The following is a 14,618-nucleotide window of genomic DNA, read 5'->3' on the forward strand; positions in this document are numbered from 1 at the left end:
CCGCGAGGGCGGCTCAGGACGAGGCCTGGCGGCCCAGCACCGCGACGCACTCCACGTGCTGGGTCATGGGGAACATGTCGAACGCGCGCAGCGACTCGAGCACGTAGCCGCGCTCGGCGAACAACGCGAGGTCACGCGCCAGCGCCGCGGGGTCGCAGGCGACGTACGCGACCGCGCGGGGCGCGAGGGCGGCGATCTGGCCGACCACCTTCGCCCGGGCGCCCACCCGCGGCGGGTCGAGGACGACGACGTCCGCGCGGTCGGCGCCGAGCCGGGCGGGCACCGCCAGCACCCGGTCGACCGCGCCGTCGAGGATGCGCGCCTGCGGCAGCTCGTGCAGGTTGCGGCGTGCGTCGGCGACGGCGCGCCGGTCCCCCTCGACCGCGATCACCTGCCCGTCGGGCCCGACCCGCTCGGCGAGCGCGCCGGCGAAGAGCCCGACCCCGGCGTACAGGTCGAGGACGGTCTCCCCCGGCTGCGGCCGCAGGCCCTGCATCACCGCGCCGACCAGCGTGTCTGCCGCGCCCGGGTGCACCTGCCAGAAGCCGCCGGCGCCGACGCGCCACTCGCGGCCGGCAGCCCGCTCGCGCAGCCAGGTGCGGCCGCGGACGCGCTCGGCCCCCTCCGGCGTCTCCACGGCCACCGACGTGCCCTCGGCCAGGTCACCCGGCCCGGGCAGGCGTGGCCGCGCCCGGCCGGCCGGTGCGACGAGCACGGCACGGTCGCCCGCCCCGGACGCCACGACCTCGACCTCCGCCGCGCCCCGCCACGTCCGGGCGGTGGCGCCGACCTCGTCCACTCCCGGCGAGGCGATGCGGCAGCGGTCGATCTGCACCAGCTCGTGCGACCGGTGCTTGCGCAGCGCGAGCCTGGCCTCCCCGTCCACCGCGAACCGCACGCGTGTGCGCCAGCCGAGGCCGTCGCTGTCCCCGGGCACCGCCTCCACCTCGACCGGGACGTCGAGCCCGGCGAGCCGCCGCAGCTGCTCCCGCACGACGTCCGCCTTGAGCCGGCGCTGGGCGGGCAGCGCCACGTGCTGCCAGTCGCAGCCTCCGCAGCGGCCCGGCTTGGCGTAGGGGCAGGGCTGCTCGACGCGGTCGGGCGACGCCTCGATCACCCGGACGGCGTCGGCGCGCAGGAAGCGGGAGCCCTCGCCGCCGTCGGTCACGCGCGCGAGCACCCGCTCGCCCGGGATCGCGTGCCGGACGAAGAGCACCCGTCCCTCGTGGCGTGCGACGCAGTGGCCGCCGTGGGCGACCGGGCCGACCGTCAGCTCGACCTCCGAGCCCTTGGTGAGCTGGGCCGGGGCCGGGCCGGTGGGCTGGGTCGTCACGGGTGGCTCCTGTCGCCCTCGGCGCTGACGGCCGCGGGGGGATGGTCCGAGGGCTTGGTCATGCCGCGTCGGGCGTCGTTCACCACGGGGCTGCCGGGGCGGACCTCGGGGCGGATCTCCGCGTAGATCGACGAGCGCAGCTGCCACGGGACGCTCGTCACCATGACACCGGGCGTGAAGAGGAGCCGGGTCTTGAGCCGGAGCGCGCTCTGGTTGTGGAGCAGCTGCTCCCACCAGTGGCCCACGACGTACTCGGGGATGTAGACCATGACGATGTCGCGCGGGCTGGCGCGGCGCACGCTGCGCACGTACTTCACGATCGGCATCGTGATCTCGCGGTACGGCGAGTCCAGGACCTTCAGCGGGACCGGGAGGTCACGCCGGTCCCACTCGGCCTGCAGCGCCGCCGTCTCGACCGGGTCGACGTTCACCGTGACGGCCTCGAGCGAGTGCGGCCGGGACGCGCGCGCGTAGTTCAGCGCCCGCAGCATCGGCTTGTGGATCTTCGAGACGAGCACGATCGCATGCGTCCGCGACGGCAGCGTCGTCTCCTCGCCCTCCTCGACCGCGAGCTCGCGTGCGACAGCCTCGTAGTGGGAGTTGATCCCCCGCATCAGCAGGAAGATGACCGGCATCGCGAGGCAGACGATCCACGCCCCGGCCAGGAACTTGGTCAGCAGGACGATCACGAGGACCGTGCCGGTGGAGGCCGCGCCGACGGTGTTGATGACGCGGGAGTTGCGGATGCGCCGGCGCACGGCCGGGTCCTGCTCGGTCGCGAGCTCGCGGTTCCAGTGCCGGATCAGCCCGATCTGGCCGAGCGTGAAGCTGGTGAACACGCCCACGATGTAGAGCTGGATGAGGCGCGTGACCGACGCCTCGAACGCCACGATCAGCAGGACCGCGAAGCCGGAGAGCAGCAGGATCCCGTTGCTGAAGACGAGGCGGTCACCGCGGGTGTGCAACTGGCGGGGCAGGAACCGGTCCTGGGCGAGGATCGAGCCCAGCAGCGGGAAGCCGTTGAAGGCGGTGTTGGCGGCGAGGACCAGGATCAGCGCCGCGACGGCCTGCAGCGCGAAGAAGAGCACGTTCTCGCCGAACACCGCCGCGCCGACCTGGGCGATGACCGTGCGCTGGACCTCGTTCTCGCAGTCGAAGCCGACCAGGTCGCAGGAGTTCTCGACGTAGTGCACGTCCGTGACGATCGCGAGCGTCGTGATGCCGCTGAACATGACCGTCGAGAGGGCGGCCATCATCAGCAGGGTCAGCCGGGCGTTGCGGACCTTCGGCTTGCGGAACGCCGGGACGCCGTTCGCGATCGCCTCGATGCCGGTGAGCGCGGTGCAGCCGGAGGTGAACGCGCGCAGCACGAAGAAGACCAGCGCGAACCCGGCGAGGTTCTCCACCTCCGGGTGGATCGTGTAGCCGGCGCTCTCCGACGTCGGCGTGTCGCCGAACAGCATCCGCAGCAGGCCGGTGCCGATGAGCAGCAGCACCACCGCGATGAAGGCGTACGTCGGGATGGCGAACGCCGTGCCCGACTCCTTGAGCCCGCGCAGGTTGATGGTCGTCAGCAGGAGGACGAAGAAGACGGCCAGCGGGACGCGGTAGTCGGCCAGCCCCGGGACCGCGGAGAGGATGTTGTCGACGCCGGCGGAGATCGACACCGCGACCGTCAGGCAGTAGTCCACGAGCAGGGCGCTGGCGACGGTGATCCCCGCGCTGCGCCCGAGGTTCTTGCTCGCCACCTCGTAGTCGCCGCCGCCGGTCGGGTAGGCCCGCACCAGCTGCCGGTACGACGCGACGACCACGGCCAGCAGGAGGACGACCCCGCCGGCGAGCCAAGGGGTCAGGTAGAGGTAGGCGAGCCCTCCCAGCGTCAGGAAGAGGATGATCTCCTGCGTCGCGTAGGTGACGGAGGAGAGCATGTCGCTGGCGAACACCGGCAGCGCGATCCGCTTGGGAAGGAGCGTCTCGCCGAGGCGGTCGCTACGCAGCGCCCGCCCCACGAGCAGGCGCTTCGACAGGTCCGAAAGGAGGGCCACGCGCCGATGCTAGGTGGGCGGGCATGTGGACGGGCGCACCGCGCCGCACCTGTGGCGTGTAGCGTTCCCGAGCGTTCGCCCGGCGCCAGCGCGGCACCGGTCGGCACCGCCGCGGGAGGACGGGCGTGCACTTCGTGATCATGGGCTGCGGCCGGGTCGGCTCGACCCTGGCGCACAGCCTGGAGGAGATGGGCCACAGCGTGGCCATCATCGACCGTCGCGCGGACTCGTTCCGCCGGCTGGGCGCGGGCTTCGCCGGCAAGCGGGTCGAGGGCGAGGGCTACGACCGCGACACCCTGCTCGAGGCGGGCATCGAGGGCGCCGCGGCCCTGGCCGCGGTGAGCAGCGGCGACAACTCCAACATCCTGGCCGCCCGGGTGGCCCGGGAGACGTTCGGCGTCGACCACGTGGTGGCCCGCATCTACGACCCCGGCCGCGCGGCCGTCTACCAGCGGCTGGGCATCCCGACCGTCGCCACCGTGCGCTGGACCGCCGACCAGGTGCTCCGCCGGCTGCTGCCCGAGGGCGCCCAGGCCGAGTGGCACGACGAGACCGGCACGGTCCGTCTCGCCGAGGTCGCCGTCGCCCCCGCGTGGATCGGCTCCTCGGTCCGACGGCTCGAGGAGCAGTCCGGGGCCCGGGTGGCCTTCCTGACCCGCTTCGGCGAGGGCGTCCTGCCCGATGAGGAGACGATCGTGCAGGACGGCGACCTCGTCCACGTCGTGATGCGCGAGACCGACACAGCTCGGGTGACCTCGGTCTTCGCCCGCGGCCCGGAAGCGGAGGGCTGAGGGGTGCGCGTCGCCATCGCCGGCGCCGGCAGCGTCGGCCGCTCCATCGCGAACGAGCTCCTGCAGAACGGCCACGAGGTGCTCCTCATCGACCGCGACCCGCGCGCCGTGCGCGCCGACACGGTCCCCGACGCCGAGTGGCTGCTCGCCGACGCGTGCGAGATGTCCTCGCTCGACGAGGCCAGCCTCAGCCACTGCAACGTGGTCGTCGCCGCCACCGGCGACGACAAGGCCAACCTCGTCATCTCCCTGATCGCCAAGACCGAGTACGCCGTCCCCCGCACCGTCGCCCGGGTCAACAACCCGAAGAACGAGTGGATGTTCGACGAGGCGTGGGGCGTCGACGTCGCGGTCTCGACCCCGCGCCTGATGACGGCCCTCGTCGAGGAGGCCGTCAGCGTCGGCGACATCGTCCGGATCATGACGTTCCAGCAGTCCGGCAGCGACCTGGTCGAGCTCACGCTGCCGACCGACTCCCCCATCGTGGGCACGCGGGTCGGCGACGTGCCGTGGCCCCCGGACACCGCCCTGGTCGCGATCCTGCGCGGTGGCCGGCCCATCCCGCCGAGCCCCGACGACCCGCTCGAGAGCGGCGACGAGCTGCTCTTCGTCGCCGTGTCCGAGGCCGCACCGGCGCTCGAGGAACTGCTCGCCCCCGGGATCGACCGGGGCTGAGCGCAGGGGGTACGGCGTCCAGCGGCATCGCCACGAGGAAGCGGGAGCAGCACTCCTGCAGCGGCGCGCCCGGGCCGTTCCACCGCGACGCGACGCCGTACAGGGTGCGCCCGTCGGCCGAGGGCACGATCGCCGCGACACCGATCGTGTCCGCGAGGGCGGCGACCTCGACCGCTTCCCCCGAGGCGACGTCCACCGTCCGTGAAGCCGCCGTCCTTCGAGCAGGCCTGCAGCCGTTCCTGCCGCCAGACCCCGCTCGTCGTGACCGTGTACGCCAGCCGGCTGCCGTCGGGCCCCCGGAGCGCCGGCCGAGGACCCTGGCCGTCACGTCCGTGTGCGTCCGGGAGGCACCGGCCGCCGGCGTCAGCACCCGCAGAGCCACCGTCCACCGCCTCCTGCACGACGCCCGGTTCCGTCCGGCGAGGGCGCAGGGCCCGGCCCACCCCGTCGACGACGGGCACGCCGCGCCCGTCGGACGAGACGCTTCCCGGCAGGAGCCGGTATCCCTCCCCGGACGGCGACGACCACGAACCGCGCCGCCTGCCCGACGCGCCGCGCTCACGCCTCGCCCATGCGCCCCCCTCCGGCAGGGATACGCCGGGGACCGCCGTTCCCGTTGACCGCCCGGCCGACGACTCTCGTGCCGTCTACCGTGACGCGGTGACCTTCGCCCGCTCCGTCGCGCTCTTCGCCCTCGCCGCCGTCGCCGAGATCGGCGGCTGCTGGATGGTGTGGCAGGGCGTCCGCGAGCACCGGGGCCTGTTGTGGGCCGGCGCGGGGGTGATCGCGCTCGGGCTCTACGGCTTCGTCGCCACCCTGCAGGAGGACGCCTCGTTCGGGCGGGTGCTCGCGGCGTACGGCGGCGTCTTCGTGGCCGGGTCGCTGGCCTGGGCCATGGCCTTCGACGGCTACCGGCCGGACCGGTACGACGTCCTGGGCGCGCTCGTCTGCCTGGGCGGGGTCGGGCTGATCATGTACGCCCCGCGCGGCTGAGGGGGGCGACCCGGCCCACCCGACGCGCTCCCGGGCACCGGGCCGGTGCAGCCCGCTGCGACGACGCCCGCTCCGGACGCCCGCCGCGGGAGCCACTGGCGCTCTTCGCCTGCTGCGTGCTCCGGGCGCTGGCCTCGCGCTGCGCGGGCCCGAGCCTGGCAGCGGGGATGACGACGCCCCGCCCGCGGCAGCGGGCGGGGCGTCGTCCTGCGGCCGGACCGGGCGGTCAGCGGGCCTCGACGACCAGGGTCTTGGCCAGCTTGTCGTGGAAGCCCTGCCTGCGGTCGCCGTCGAAGAACGGGCTGATCGCGAACACGAGCTGCCAGAACGGCACCACGATGCCGGGCAGCTGGAAGACCGCCCACCGGGCCCATGAGGCCCCGGAGGTGATGGGCGACCCGTCGAGCATCGTGACCTTGATGCCGAGGATGCTCTTGCCGTACGTCGCACCCCGCTTCGCCGTGAGCACCGGCTCGTAGAGGAAGGCGATGACGGCGACGACGACCGTGGCGAGGATCGCGAGCAGCAGCAGCGGGATGTTCGGGTCGAGGTTGGTCGTCACCTCGCCGTTCGCGTCGACCACATCGGTCGAGTCGCCGGCGGCGAAGGCCAGCACCCAGAGCACGGTCAGCACGACCACGGCGGGGATGCCGATGATCAGGGCGTCGAGGATGCGTGCGCCCAGGCGCTTGCCCATGGACGCCGGCGTCCCGACGTAGCCGTCCTTGCCGTAACCGCCCTGGCCGTAGCCGCCGGGGTAGGCCGGCGCCGAGGGGTAGCCGTACTGCTGGCCGGGCTGGGGCTGGCCGTACTGCTGCTGGCCCCACTGCTGCTGGCCGTACTGCTGCTGGCCGTACTGCTGCTGGCCGTACTGCTGCTCACCGTACGGAGGCTGGCCGTACTGCTGGCCGCCCTGCTGCGGCTGGCCGTACTGGGGCTGGCCGTACTGCGGTTGCCCGTACTGCGGCTGGCCGCCGGACGGCGGCTGCTCGGGGTTCTGCGGGGGCTTCGCGAACGGATCGGACACCGGCCTACCTTCCAGTCAGGGCTGTCTAGCCGCAGCCGATCATCCAAGCCGAGACGGTCGAGGTGGCGCAAAGGCCGCGGCTCGGCATGTCGCGCTCCCGTCGGAACCACGGGTCGCCCCGGCTGATACGTGCCGGCGGCGGGTCAGCCCTCCGGCTTGGCGAGCGGGACCGCAGCGGTTGGCGCAGCGGCCGGCGGTGCAACGGCCTGCGGTGCTGCGGCCGACGGTGCAGGGCTCGCCTGCGCCTCGGCCACCGGGTGGTCGGCCTCCGGGTGGTCGGCCTCGGCCTTGGGCACGCGGAGCAGGCGCCAGGTGATCCAGACGGTGAGCCCGTAGAGCGGCAGGCCGAGGAAGATGTTGGCGGTCCCCAGCGTGGTGACCGCCCCGGCGGCGTAGAGCGGCACCTGGACGGCGAGACGGACGGCGAACAGCCCGGCCCAGACCCACGTCGCGAGCGTGTACGCGCGCATGCGGGCGGGCACGGCACGCCAGCCGGTGAGCCCCTCCCCGAGCAGCGGCCCGAGCGCGACTCCCAGGATCGGCCACCGCACGATCGCCGACAGCGCGTACGCCGCTCCGAACCCGGCGTTCTTGATCAGGCTGGGCAGGTAGAACGCCTCGGCCCGGCCGGACCGGTGCGCGAACCAGGCCCCGATGGCGATGCCGACGAGCCCGCCGAGCGCGTGCTGCACGGTCTCGCGGCGCAGCAGCCGGAGGACGGCCAGCACGACGGCGCTGCCGACACCCGCCCACAGCGAGGGGGTGAGCTCCTGGGTGATCGTGTAGACGACGACGAAGAGCGCGCCGGGCAGCGCGTTCTCGACCAGCCCGCGTGGGCCTCCGACGGCGGCGGCGAGGTCGCCGCCGCCCAGCGCGGCCGGTACGGGCGCCCTGCCCTCGGCGGCGCTCACTCGCGCCCCGCCGGGCGCAGCTCGTACCGGGGGTTGAACATGACCCGCCGCCCGTCGTCGTTGGCGACCCGTCCGGTCGCGCGGATGGTGCGCCCCGGGTCGATGCCGGGGATGCGGCGCCGGCCCAGCCAGACGACCGCAAGGGTGCCGGAGCCGTCGTACAGCTCGGCCTCGAGGGCCGGCACGCCGGCCCGCGGGCGCAGCGTCACCGTCCGAAGCGTCCCGCTGACCGTCACCTGGTCGCGGTCGCGGCAGGACGCGATGTGCTGGGCGCCCTCCTCCTGCGCGCCGTGGCGCAGCTGCTGCGCCTCGATCTCGTCGTCACTGGAGGTGAGACGCTCGAGAGCGCGGCGGAAGAGCCCCCCTCGACCGGTTGTCGCCATGCCGTCAGGTTAACCGCGCGATGACCCGGTACGGCGCCGCTCGTCGGGACCGGTCACCGCGTCTCGGTGATCTCCGGGCCGCGCTCGGGCAGCTGTGGCAGCTCGCGCGCCTGCTCCTCGTCCTGCGCGCCCTCCTCGACCGCCTCCGGGGCGGCGGCCTGCGGCGGCAGCCGCAGCGGGAGCGGCTCGCGAGGAGCCATCGGGTCCTTGCCCCGCACGACCACCACGTCGCGGAAGATCTCCTCCAGGTCCGCGGCCGCGCCCGGCTCGACGGCCGCGCGGCCGGAGACGACTCCGCGGAGGAACCAGCGCGGGCCGTCGATGCCCAGGAAGCGCAGCGGCTGGACGCCCTGCTGACCGTCGGGCAGCTGCACGGGCAGCAGCGCGCGCACCTCGGGCCCGAACGGCCCGTCCCCGGGCTGCACCTGGGCGCCCTGCTGCTGCAGGCTCTGGGTCAGCTCCTCACGGACCTCCTCCCAGATGCCGAGCGTGCGGGGGGCGGCGAACGGCCGGATCTCCAGCCCGCTCTCCCCCGTCACGAGCGTCACGCCCTCGACCGACCCGGAGTTCTGGTCGACCTGGACCTGCAGGTCGACGCCCGGGCGGCCGGCAAGCCACATGCCGCCCAGGTCGACCCGCCGGCCACCGTCGGCCGGGTCACCCACCTCGGACTCGTCCCACGGGCCGTCGACCCGCCAGCCCCCCGCACCGGCGCCCTGCTGGGACCGCTCGCCGGGGACGCTCTCGTCCAACGAGTCCGCCTCGGCGACGTCCTGCGCGGAGGCCTCCTCGTCGATCGCCTGGACGTCGTCCGCCAGCCCGTCGGCCGCGTCAACGCCGGCTCCGCGACGGGAGCGCTTGCCTCGACCGAACACTCGACTCACCCTTCCGAAATCTGTCCGCTTGACGTGTCCGCCCCGGCGTCGCCGCCGGATGCGGAGAAGCCGCCGGTGGAGCCGAAGCCGCCGGTGCCGCGAGCCGCCCCCGGCAGCGCCCGCACCTCGTGGAAGACCGCGCGCTCGACCCGCTGCACCACGAGCTGCGCGATCCGGTCACCGCGGCGCAGGTGCACGGTCTCGCGCGGGTCGTGGTTGACGACGACCACGGCGACCTGCCCGCGGTAGCCGGCGTCGATGGTGCCCGGCGCATTGACCAGCCCGACGCCCAGGCGGGCCGCGAGGCCGCTGCGCGGGTGGACGAAGGCGGCGAACCCGTCGGGCAGCGCGATCGCGACACCGGTCGGCAGCACGGCGCGCTCCCCCGGGGCCAGCACGGCGTCCACCGCGGTGACGAGGTCGGCGCCGGCGTCGCCGGGATGGGCGTACGAGGGCAGCGGCAGCGCCTCGTCCAGCCGCTGGACGAGCACGTCGACCGGCCCGGCCCCGAGCTCCTCGTTCGCACGCATCGGCCGGACCCTACCTGCCCCGCGTCGGACGGGCCGTCACGCGGCCGCCTCCGCGGCCTCGTCGAACACGGTCCGCTCGACGAGGCTGATCGGCATCCGCCCCGACGCCGCCACCCCGTCGTGGAACTCGCGCAGCGTTCCGCGGCCCTCCGCGAGCCAGCGGTCGCGCATGCGGCGGATCTCCAGCGCACCGGTGAGGTAGGACGACGCCTGCGTCGGCCAGGCGCAGTAGCGCAGCACCTCGGCCCGCGCGGTCTCAAGCGAGAGCGAGGACTTGGTCGACATGTGCTCGACCGCCTGCTCGACGGTCATCTCGCCCAGATGCAGGGAGGTGTCCACCACGATGCGCGAGGCGCGGAAGAGCCGCATGTCCCGCTGGGCGAGCTCCTGCTGCGGCGTGGCGTAGAACCCCTGCTCGCGCATGAGCTCCTCCGTGTACAAGCCCCACCCCTCGACGAAGTAGGTGGAGCCCAGCACGCCACGCAGCGGGCGCAGCCGGCTGGCCGCGACGGTGGCGAAGTGCCAGTGGTGGCCCGGGTAGGCCTCGTGGACCGCGATCGCCCACAGCCCCTCGCGGCTGTTGGTCATCAGCCGCTGCCGGACCTGCTCGGCCGGGGCCCCGTCCGGCGGGTACGGCACGAAGAAGTGGCCGACGCCCCGGCCGGCGAACGGCGGCGGCGCGACGTAGTGCGCCACCGCCAGCGACGCCCGGTTGAACGGCGCGCTCGGCACGACCTCGCACCGCTCGCCCGCCGGCATGGTGACCAGGCCGCGCTCGACGCAGAAGGCGCGCGCCGCGGCCGTCGCCTCCCGGTAGCGCTCGAGCATCTCCTCGGGGGTCGCCGGGGCGTCCTCGTTGATCTGCTCTACCGCGGCGCGCCAGTCGTCGTCGCCGCGCAGCCCGCGGGTGATCGCGCGCATGTCCGCGGCGATCTCGTCGTACGCGGCCTGCCCCTTGTCGCGCATCTCGCGGGCGCCGTAGCCGAGCCCCTCGGCCTGCCGCAGCAGCGCGTCGTAGCGCTCCTCGCCGATCGCCCAGCCGCCCGTCGCCCGGCCGGCGAGGTCCTCCACCACCGCGCCGAACCGCTCGAACGCCACCGCGGCCGCCTCGCCCGCCTCCGCGACCGCCGGCCGGTACGCCTCCGGCAGCTCGCCGGCCACGGCCCTGGCGTACGTCACGCCCGCGGCCACCATGCCGAGGGACCGGCGCAGCAGCTGCGGGGCCGCCAGGCCGGGGTCGAGGTTCGCGGCGCCCTGCTCGAGCAGGCGCGGGACGGCCCGCAGCCGGGCGGCGACGGCGTCGGCCAGCTCGGCCTCGGGGCGGAGCCGGTGCAGCAGCAGCCCGAAGACGCCCTGCAGGGCGGTGCCGGCGTACTGATCGGGGTTGCGACGCCACTCGGCCCAGTCGCGCATGACCCGCGCGCCGCGCAGCCGCATCCGGGCGAGGTCGCGGTCGACGCGCTCCTCGGGCAGCAGCTCGGCGTCCGCCGCCGGCGCGGCCAGCGCGTCGAGGCGGTCGAGCCAGGAGTCCTCGCGGCGCTCGCGCGCGGCCACGGCCTCCGCGGACAGGTCCGGCAGATTCTCGTCGTACTCGGTCAGCCCCACCGCGGTCCCGAGCGTGGGCGCGGCCTCGAGCGTGTCGGCGACGAGCTGGGCGGCGAGGGCGTCGAAGGGACGCGGACCGGTCGGCACGGGCACCGGGGAACCGTACCCAGCGGACGGGAGGCGCAGCGGGCGCGGGCGGGTGACGCGGCCCACCCGGCCGGGGGGCCTGGGAGGATGGGCGCGTGGTTCACGACGAGCGTCTCTCCGCCCCTCCCGGCGTCTGGCTGGTGGGGCTGCTGCTGGCGGCGAGCACCGCGCCGGTGACCGCGGTCGTGCTGCCGTCCTGGGGCGTCGTGCTCGTCGTGCTGGTCGTCGCGCTCGCCGTCGGGCTGCTGATCCGGTCCTGGGCCGCGCCGGTGTCCGTACGCGACGGCGAGCTGCGCGCGGGGCGCGCCCACATCCCGGCCGCGCTGCTGGGGCCGGCCGAGGCCCTCGACGACGAGGCGGCCGCCCACCTGCGCGGCCCGGGGATCGAGCCGCGGGCGTACCACCTGATCCGGCCGTGGGTGCGCGGCGCGGTGCGGGTCGAGGTGCTGGACCCCGAGGACCCGACGCCCTACTGGTATGTCGCGACCCGCCACCCGGCCAAGCTGGCGGCCGCGATCGACGCGGCCCGGGCGGGGGCGCGCCCGGCCTGACCGCGGCTGCCGTGCCGTCCAGCGCGACCGACGGGGGCTGGCAGCGCCCGGTCAGCGCCCGGCCTGGCGGCGCAGGTCCGCGTGGACCCGCGAGCCGAGCGAGCGGGTGGCCCGGCTGTTGACGGTGGCGCCGGCAACGGCGCCGGTGAGGAGCGGGCCGAGAGTCGTCGCGCCGCGGGCGGCACGCCCGGCCATCCGGCGCCGGATCTGCGCCTTCGCCGCACTGCTCACCGCCGAGCTCATCCAGCGCGGGTCGCGGGGGTCGATGCCGCGGCCGGCGGCCCATGCCATCACGAAGCCGGCGGCCCGCTGCGCCCCCGCGCCCGGGGGGCTGACCAGGTAGAGGGAGTGCAGCTCCGCGACGAGCTTGACCTCGACCGCCGCGACCGCGAGCGCCTCCGTCGCCACCTCGACCGGCGCGGAGAGCAGCACCGACGGCGGCAGCGCCCACGAGCCGGCCATGACCGCGCCCCCGGTCGCGCCGATGGCTGCGGTCGAGCGGGCGGCCGTGCGGATGAGGATCTCGGCGATCCGGTCGTCGGCCAGCCCGGGGTGGTGGGCGCGCAGCGTCTCCCGGTCCCGCACGGGGATGCGCGGCGCGGCCTCGAGCAGCTGGTCGACCAGCCAACGCCCGCCGAGCACCGCACGAGCGCCCGCCGCGCGGGCCGAAGTGGCCAGGGCGGCCGCGAGGCGCCCCACCTGCCGGGCCCGCTCGCCCCGGTCCTGCTGCTCGTCCTGCTGCGCCGCCACGACGACGCGCACGAGCTCGGCTCCGACGGAGGGCCGCTGCTCGGTGCCGTCGGAGTTCCCGCGCGCCGCCTCCGGCGCCCCGCTGTCCTGCATGCGCTGGGTCAGGCCGCGCACTCCTTGCAGACCAGCTGGACGCCGTCGTCCTTGGCCAGCTGGCTGCGGTGGTGCACGAGGAAGCAGCGCGAGCAGGTGAACTCGTCGGCCTGCCGCGGCAGGACCCGGACGCTGAGCTCCTCGTTGGACAGGTCGGCCCCGGGCAGCTCGAGCGACTCGGCCAGGTCGGCCTCGTCCACGTCGACCGTGCTCGCGCCCTTGTCCTGCCGGCGGGCCTTCAGCTCCTCGATGCTGTCCTCGCCGACCTCGTCGTCGGTCTTGCGTGGGGTGTCGTAGTCGGTCGCCACTGTCCTCGCCCCTCCGGGCGGCTTCCCGCCCTCGTGTCTTGCGCGACGTGGACGCTCCTGCCGTCGCGGTCCCCAGCAACGCTCGTCGGGCGCGGTTTGTGCCCGCCCCTCCGCCGTTGTCGGTGAGGGATGGTGCCACAGTCGGGTTACACATGTGGATTTCGCCGAACCGTGACCGGGCGAGCACGCGCAGTCAGATCGCTCCGTCCGGTCCCCGGCTCGAGAAGCGTTCAACCGTTGGTTGCCGGAAATTGCGGAAGAACCCCCGATATGCCCCGAACAAGGAGGAGTAGCCGTGGCCGTGTACGCCCTTGACGACCTGGTCCCCGACGTGTCGCCCGAGGCCTTCGTGGCCCCGGAGGCCGTCGTCATCGGCGCCGTGCGCATCGGGGCCGGCACGACGGTCTGGCCCGGCGCGGTGCTGCGCGGAGACTACGGCCGGATCACCGTGGGCGAGCGCACCTCGGTGCAGGACGGCGCGGTCGTGCACGTCACCGGGGAGCACCCCACGCGCATCGGCAGCGACTGCGTCATCGGCCACGTCGCCCACCTGGAGGGATGCCTCGTGGAGGACGAGTGCCTCGTCGGCTCCGGCTCGGTCGTGCTCCCCGGCGCGGTGGTACGCCGCGGCGCGCTCGTCGCCGCCGGCGCGGTCGTCCCCGGCGGGCTCGAGGTCCCGGCCCGCGCCATGGCGCTCGGGGTCCCCGCGCGCGTCCGCCCGGACGCCGTCGCGGAGGGCGCCTTCGCCGACAACGTCGCGCGCTACGTCGCCAACGGGCGCAGGTACGCCCGGGGCCTGCGCCGGCTCGACCCCGAGCGCTGAGCCCGCTCCCTCAGTCGCTGTCCGCGCCGAGCTCGGCGAGCAGCGCCGCCAGCTCGTCGAACAGGCCGGGCGCGGCGGCCACGGTCAGCTCCGAGGAGGCGGGGGCACCCCGCACGCCCCCGACGACGGCCCCGGCCTCACGGGCCACCAGCGCGCCGGCGGCCGTGTCCCAGCGCTGCACGCCACGCTCGTAGTAGGCGTCCAGCCGCCCGGCGGCCAGGCAGCACAGGTCGAAGGCCGCCGACCCGCCGCGTCGCACGTCGCGCACCTGCGGCAGCAGCTGCCCGACGATCGCCCCCTGCCGCGCGCGTCGCTCGGCGGCGTAGCCGAAGCCGGTGCCGACGAGCGCCCGGTCCAGCCCGACCGCCGGGTTGACGCGCAGCGGGCGGTCACCGGCCGCCGAGGACAGGAAGGCCCCGCCGCCGCGGACGGCCCAGAAGGTCTCCCCCAGGGCGGGCACGGCCACCACGCCGACGACGGCCTCCCCGGCGTGCTCGGCGGCCACGCTCACCGCCCAGAAGGGGTGGTCGTAGAGGTAGTTGACGGTCCCGTCGATGGGGTCGATCACCCAGACGACGCCGCTGGTGCCGGGCCGGTCGGCGCCTTCCTCCCCGAAGAACCCGTCGCCGGGGCGCCGGGCCAGGACGGTCTGCACGACCAGCCGCTCGGAGGCCCGGTCCATCTCGGTGACCGGGTCGGTGGGGCTGGACTTGGTGGCGGCGACCCCGAGGTCGGCGGGCCGCTCGTCCACGAGCAGCCGGGACGCGCGGGCCGCGGCCTCGGTGGCGACGGCGAGGAGCTCCTGCAGGTCCAGCAGCTCGGCGGGCTGGTCGCTCAC

Annotated in this window: 16 protein-coding genes; 5 read left to right on the forward strand and 11 right to left on the reverse strand. The window is 75.1% G+C overall.

From position 1 onward, the window contains the following. Positions 1–13: 13 nt before the first annotated feature. Both G9H72_RS23010 and G9H72_RS13005 read right to left on the reverse strand, forming a co-directional pair. Complete coding sequence (locus tag G9H72_RS23010; RefSeq protein ID WP_331272270.1) at positions 14–1,333, reverse strand: class I SAM-dependent RNA methyltransferase; 1,320 nt, start codon at positions 1,331–1,333, stop codon at positions 14–16. Further along, positions 1,330–3,378, reverse strand: a complete 2,049-nt coding sequence (locus tag G9H72_RS13005; protein WP_166171659.1) for an APC family permease — start codon at positions 3,376–3,378, stop codon at positions 1,330–1,332. The genes G9H72_RS23010 and G9H72_RS13005 overlap by 4 nt, the downstream gene beginning before the upstream one ends. Before the next feature lie 125 nt (positions 3,379–3,503). Between G9H72_RS13005 and G9H72_RS13010 the strand changes: the two genes are divergently transcribed. From G9H72_RS13010 to G9H72_RS22440, 3 genes are all read left to right on the forward strand, one after another. Continuing rightward, positions 3,504–4,169, forward strand: coding sequence for a potassium channel family protein (locus G9H72_RS13010; RefSeq protein ID WP_166171661.1), 666 nt, complete (start codon positions 3,504–3,506; stop codon positions 4,167–4,169). A 3-nt stretch (positions 4,170–4,172) separates the two neighbouring features. After that, entirely contained in the window at positions 4,173–4,844 is a 672-nt protein-coding gene (locus G9H72_RS23015) for a potassium channel family protein (protein WP_166171663.1), read from the forward strand. Positions 4,845–5,504: 660 nt separating this feature from the next. Continuing rightward, positions 5,505–5,837: a YnfA family protein gene (locus G9H72_RS22440; protein ID WP_166171665.1), complete on the forward strand. Its 333-nt coding sequence runs from the start codon at positions 5,505–5,507 to the stop codon at positions 5,835–5,837. Positions 5,838–6,063: 226 nt separating this feature from the next. On the opposite strand, the gene G9H72_RS23020 is transcribed toward G9H72_RS22440, so the two are convergent. The 6 genes from G9H72_RS23020 to G9H72_RS13050 form a co-directional block, all read right to left on the reverse strand. Beyond that, a complete protein-coding gene (locus tag G9H72_RS23020) occupies positions 6,064–6,864 on the reverse strand; it encodes an RDD family protein (protein WP_166171667.1) in 801 nt (266 codons plus the stop codon). Between the two features lie 143 nt (positions 6,865–7,007). Next, entirely contained in the window at positions 7,008–7,775 is a 768-nt protein-coding gene (locus tag G9H72_RS13030; protein ID WP_166171669.1) for a DUF3159 domain-containing protein, read from the reverse strand. Beyond that, complete coding sequence (locus G9H72_RS13035) at positions 7,772–8,158, reverse strand: OB-fold nucleic acid binding domain-containing protein (protein ID WP_166171671.1); 387 nt, start codon at positions 8,156–8,158, stop codon at positions 7,772–7,774. Before G9H72_RS13035 ends, G9H72_RS13030 begins: the two co-directional genes overlap by 4 nt. A gap of 53 nt (positions 8,159–8,211) precedes the next feature. Further along, positions 8,212–9,033: a DUF3710 domain-containing protein gene (locus G9H72_RS13040; protein ID WP_166171673.1), complete on the reverse strand. Its 822-nt coding sequence runs from the start codon at positions 9,031–9,033 to the stop codon at positions 8,212–8,214. A gap of 5 nt (positions 9,034–9,038) precedes the next feature. Continuing rightward, positions 9,039–9,563 (reverse strand): dUTP diphosphatase, encoded by a 525-nt coding sequence (gene dut / locus G9H72_RS13045; protein WP_166171675.1) that lies wholly within the window; start codon positions 9,561–9,563, stop codon positions 9,039–9,041. Positions 9,564–9,599: 36 nt separating this feature from the next. Then, on the reverse strand, positions 9,600–11,261 hold the full coding sequence (locus G9H72_RS13050) for a DUF885 domain-containing protein (protein ID WP_166171677.1): 1,662 nt from the start codon (positions 11,259–11,261) through the stop codon (positions 9,600–9,602). 89 nt (positions 11,262–11,350) lie between these two features. On the opposite strand from G9H72_RS13050, the gene G9H72_RS13055 reads away from it, so the two are divergent. Further along, entirely contained in the window at positions 11,351–11,806 is a 456-nt protein-coding gene (locus G9H72_RS13055; RefSeq protein ID WP_166171679.1) for a DUF3093 domain-containing protein, read from the forward strand. Between the two features lie 51 nt (positions 11,807–11,857). On the opposite strand, the gene G9H72_RS13060 is transcribed toward G9H72_RS13055, so the two are convergent. Next, positions 11,858–12,670 (reverse strand): hypothetical protein, encoded by an 813-nt coding sequence (locus tag G9H72_RS13060; protein ID WP_166171681.1) that lies wholly within the window; start codon positions 12,668–12,670, stop codon positions 11,858–11,860. Beyond that, positions 12,658–12,957 (reverse strand): DUF4193 domain-containing protein, encoded by a 300-nt coding sequence (locus G9H72_RS23025; RefSeq protein WP_166171683.1) that lies wholly within the window; start codon positions 12,955–12,957, stop codon positions 12,658–12,660. The genes G9H72_RS13060 and G9H72_RS23025 overlap by 13 nt, the downstream gene beginning before the upstream one ends. Positions 12,958–13,252: 295 nt before the next feature. Between G9H72_RS23025 and G9H72_RS13070 the strand changes: the two genes are divergently transcribed. After that, the gene (locus G9H72_RS13070; RefSeq protein ID WP_166171685.1) at positions 13,253–13,780 is read left to right on the forward strand and encodes a gamma carbonic anhydrase family protein; all 528 of its coding nucleotides are present in this window, start codon (positions 13,253–13,255) and stop codon (positions 13,778–13,780) included. A gap of 10 nt (positions 13,781–13,790) precedes the next feature. On the opposite strand, the gene G9H72_RS13075 is transcribed toward G9H72_RS13070, so the two are convergent. Continuing rightward, positions 13,791–14,618, reverse strand: a complete 828-nt coding sequence (locus G9H72_RS13075) for an inositol monophosphatase family protein (protein WP_331272271.1) — start codon at positions 14,616–14,618, stop codon at positions 13,791–13,793.

The sequence above is a fragment of the Motilibacter aurantiacus genome, from assembly GCF_011250645.1.
Classification (GTDB): Bacteria; Actinomycetota; Actinomycetes; order Motilibacterales; family Motilibacteraceae; genus Motilibacter_A; species Motilibacter_A aurantiacus.

Coding starts and splice junctions, on each gene's coding strand:
- G9H72_RS13035 (WP_166171671.1), bottom strand. CDS start 8,158: ATGGCGACAACCGGTCGAGGGGGGCTCTTCCGCCGCGCTCTCGAGCGT.
- dut (WP_166171675.1), bottom strand. CDS start 9,563: ATGCGTGCGAACGAGGAGCTCGGGGCCGGGCCGGTCGACGTGCTCGTC.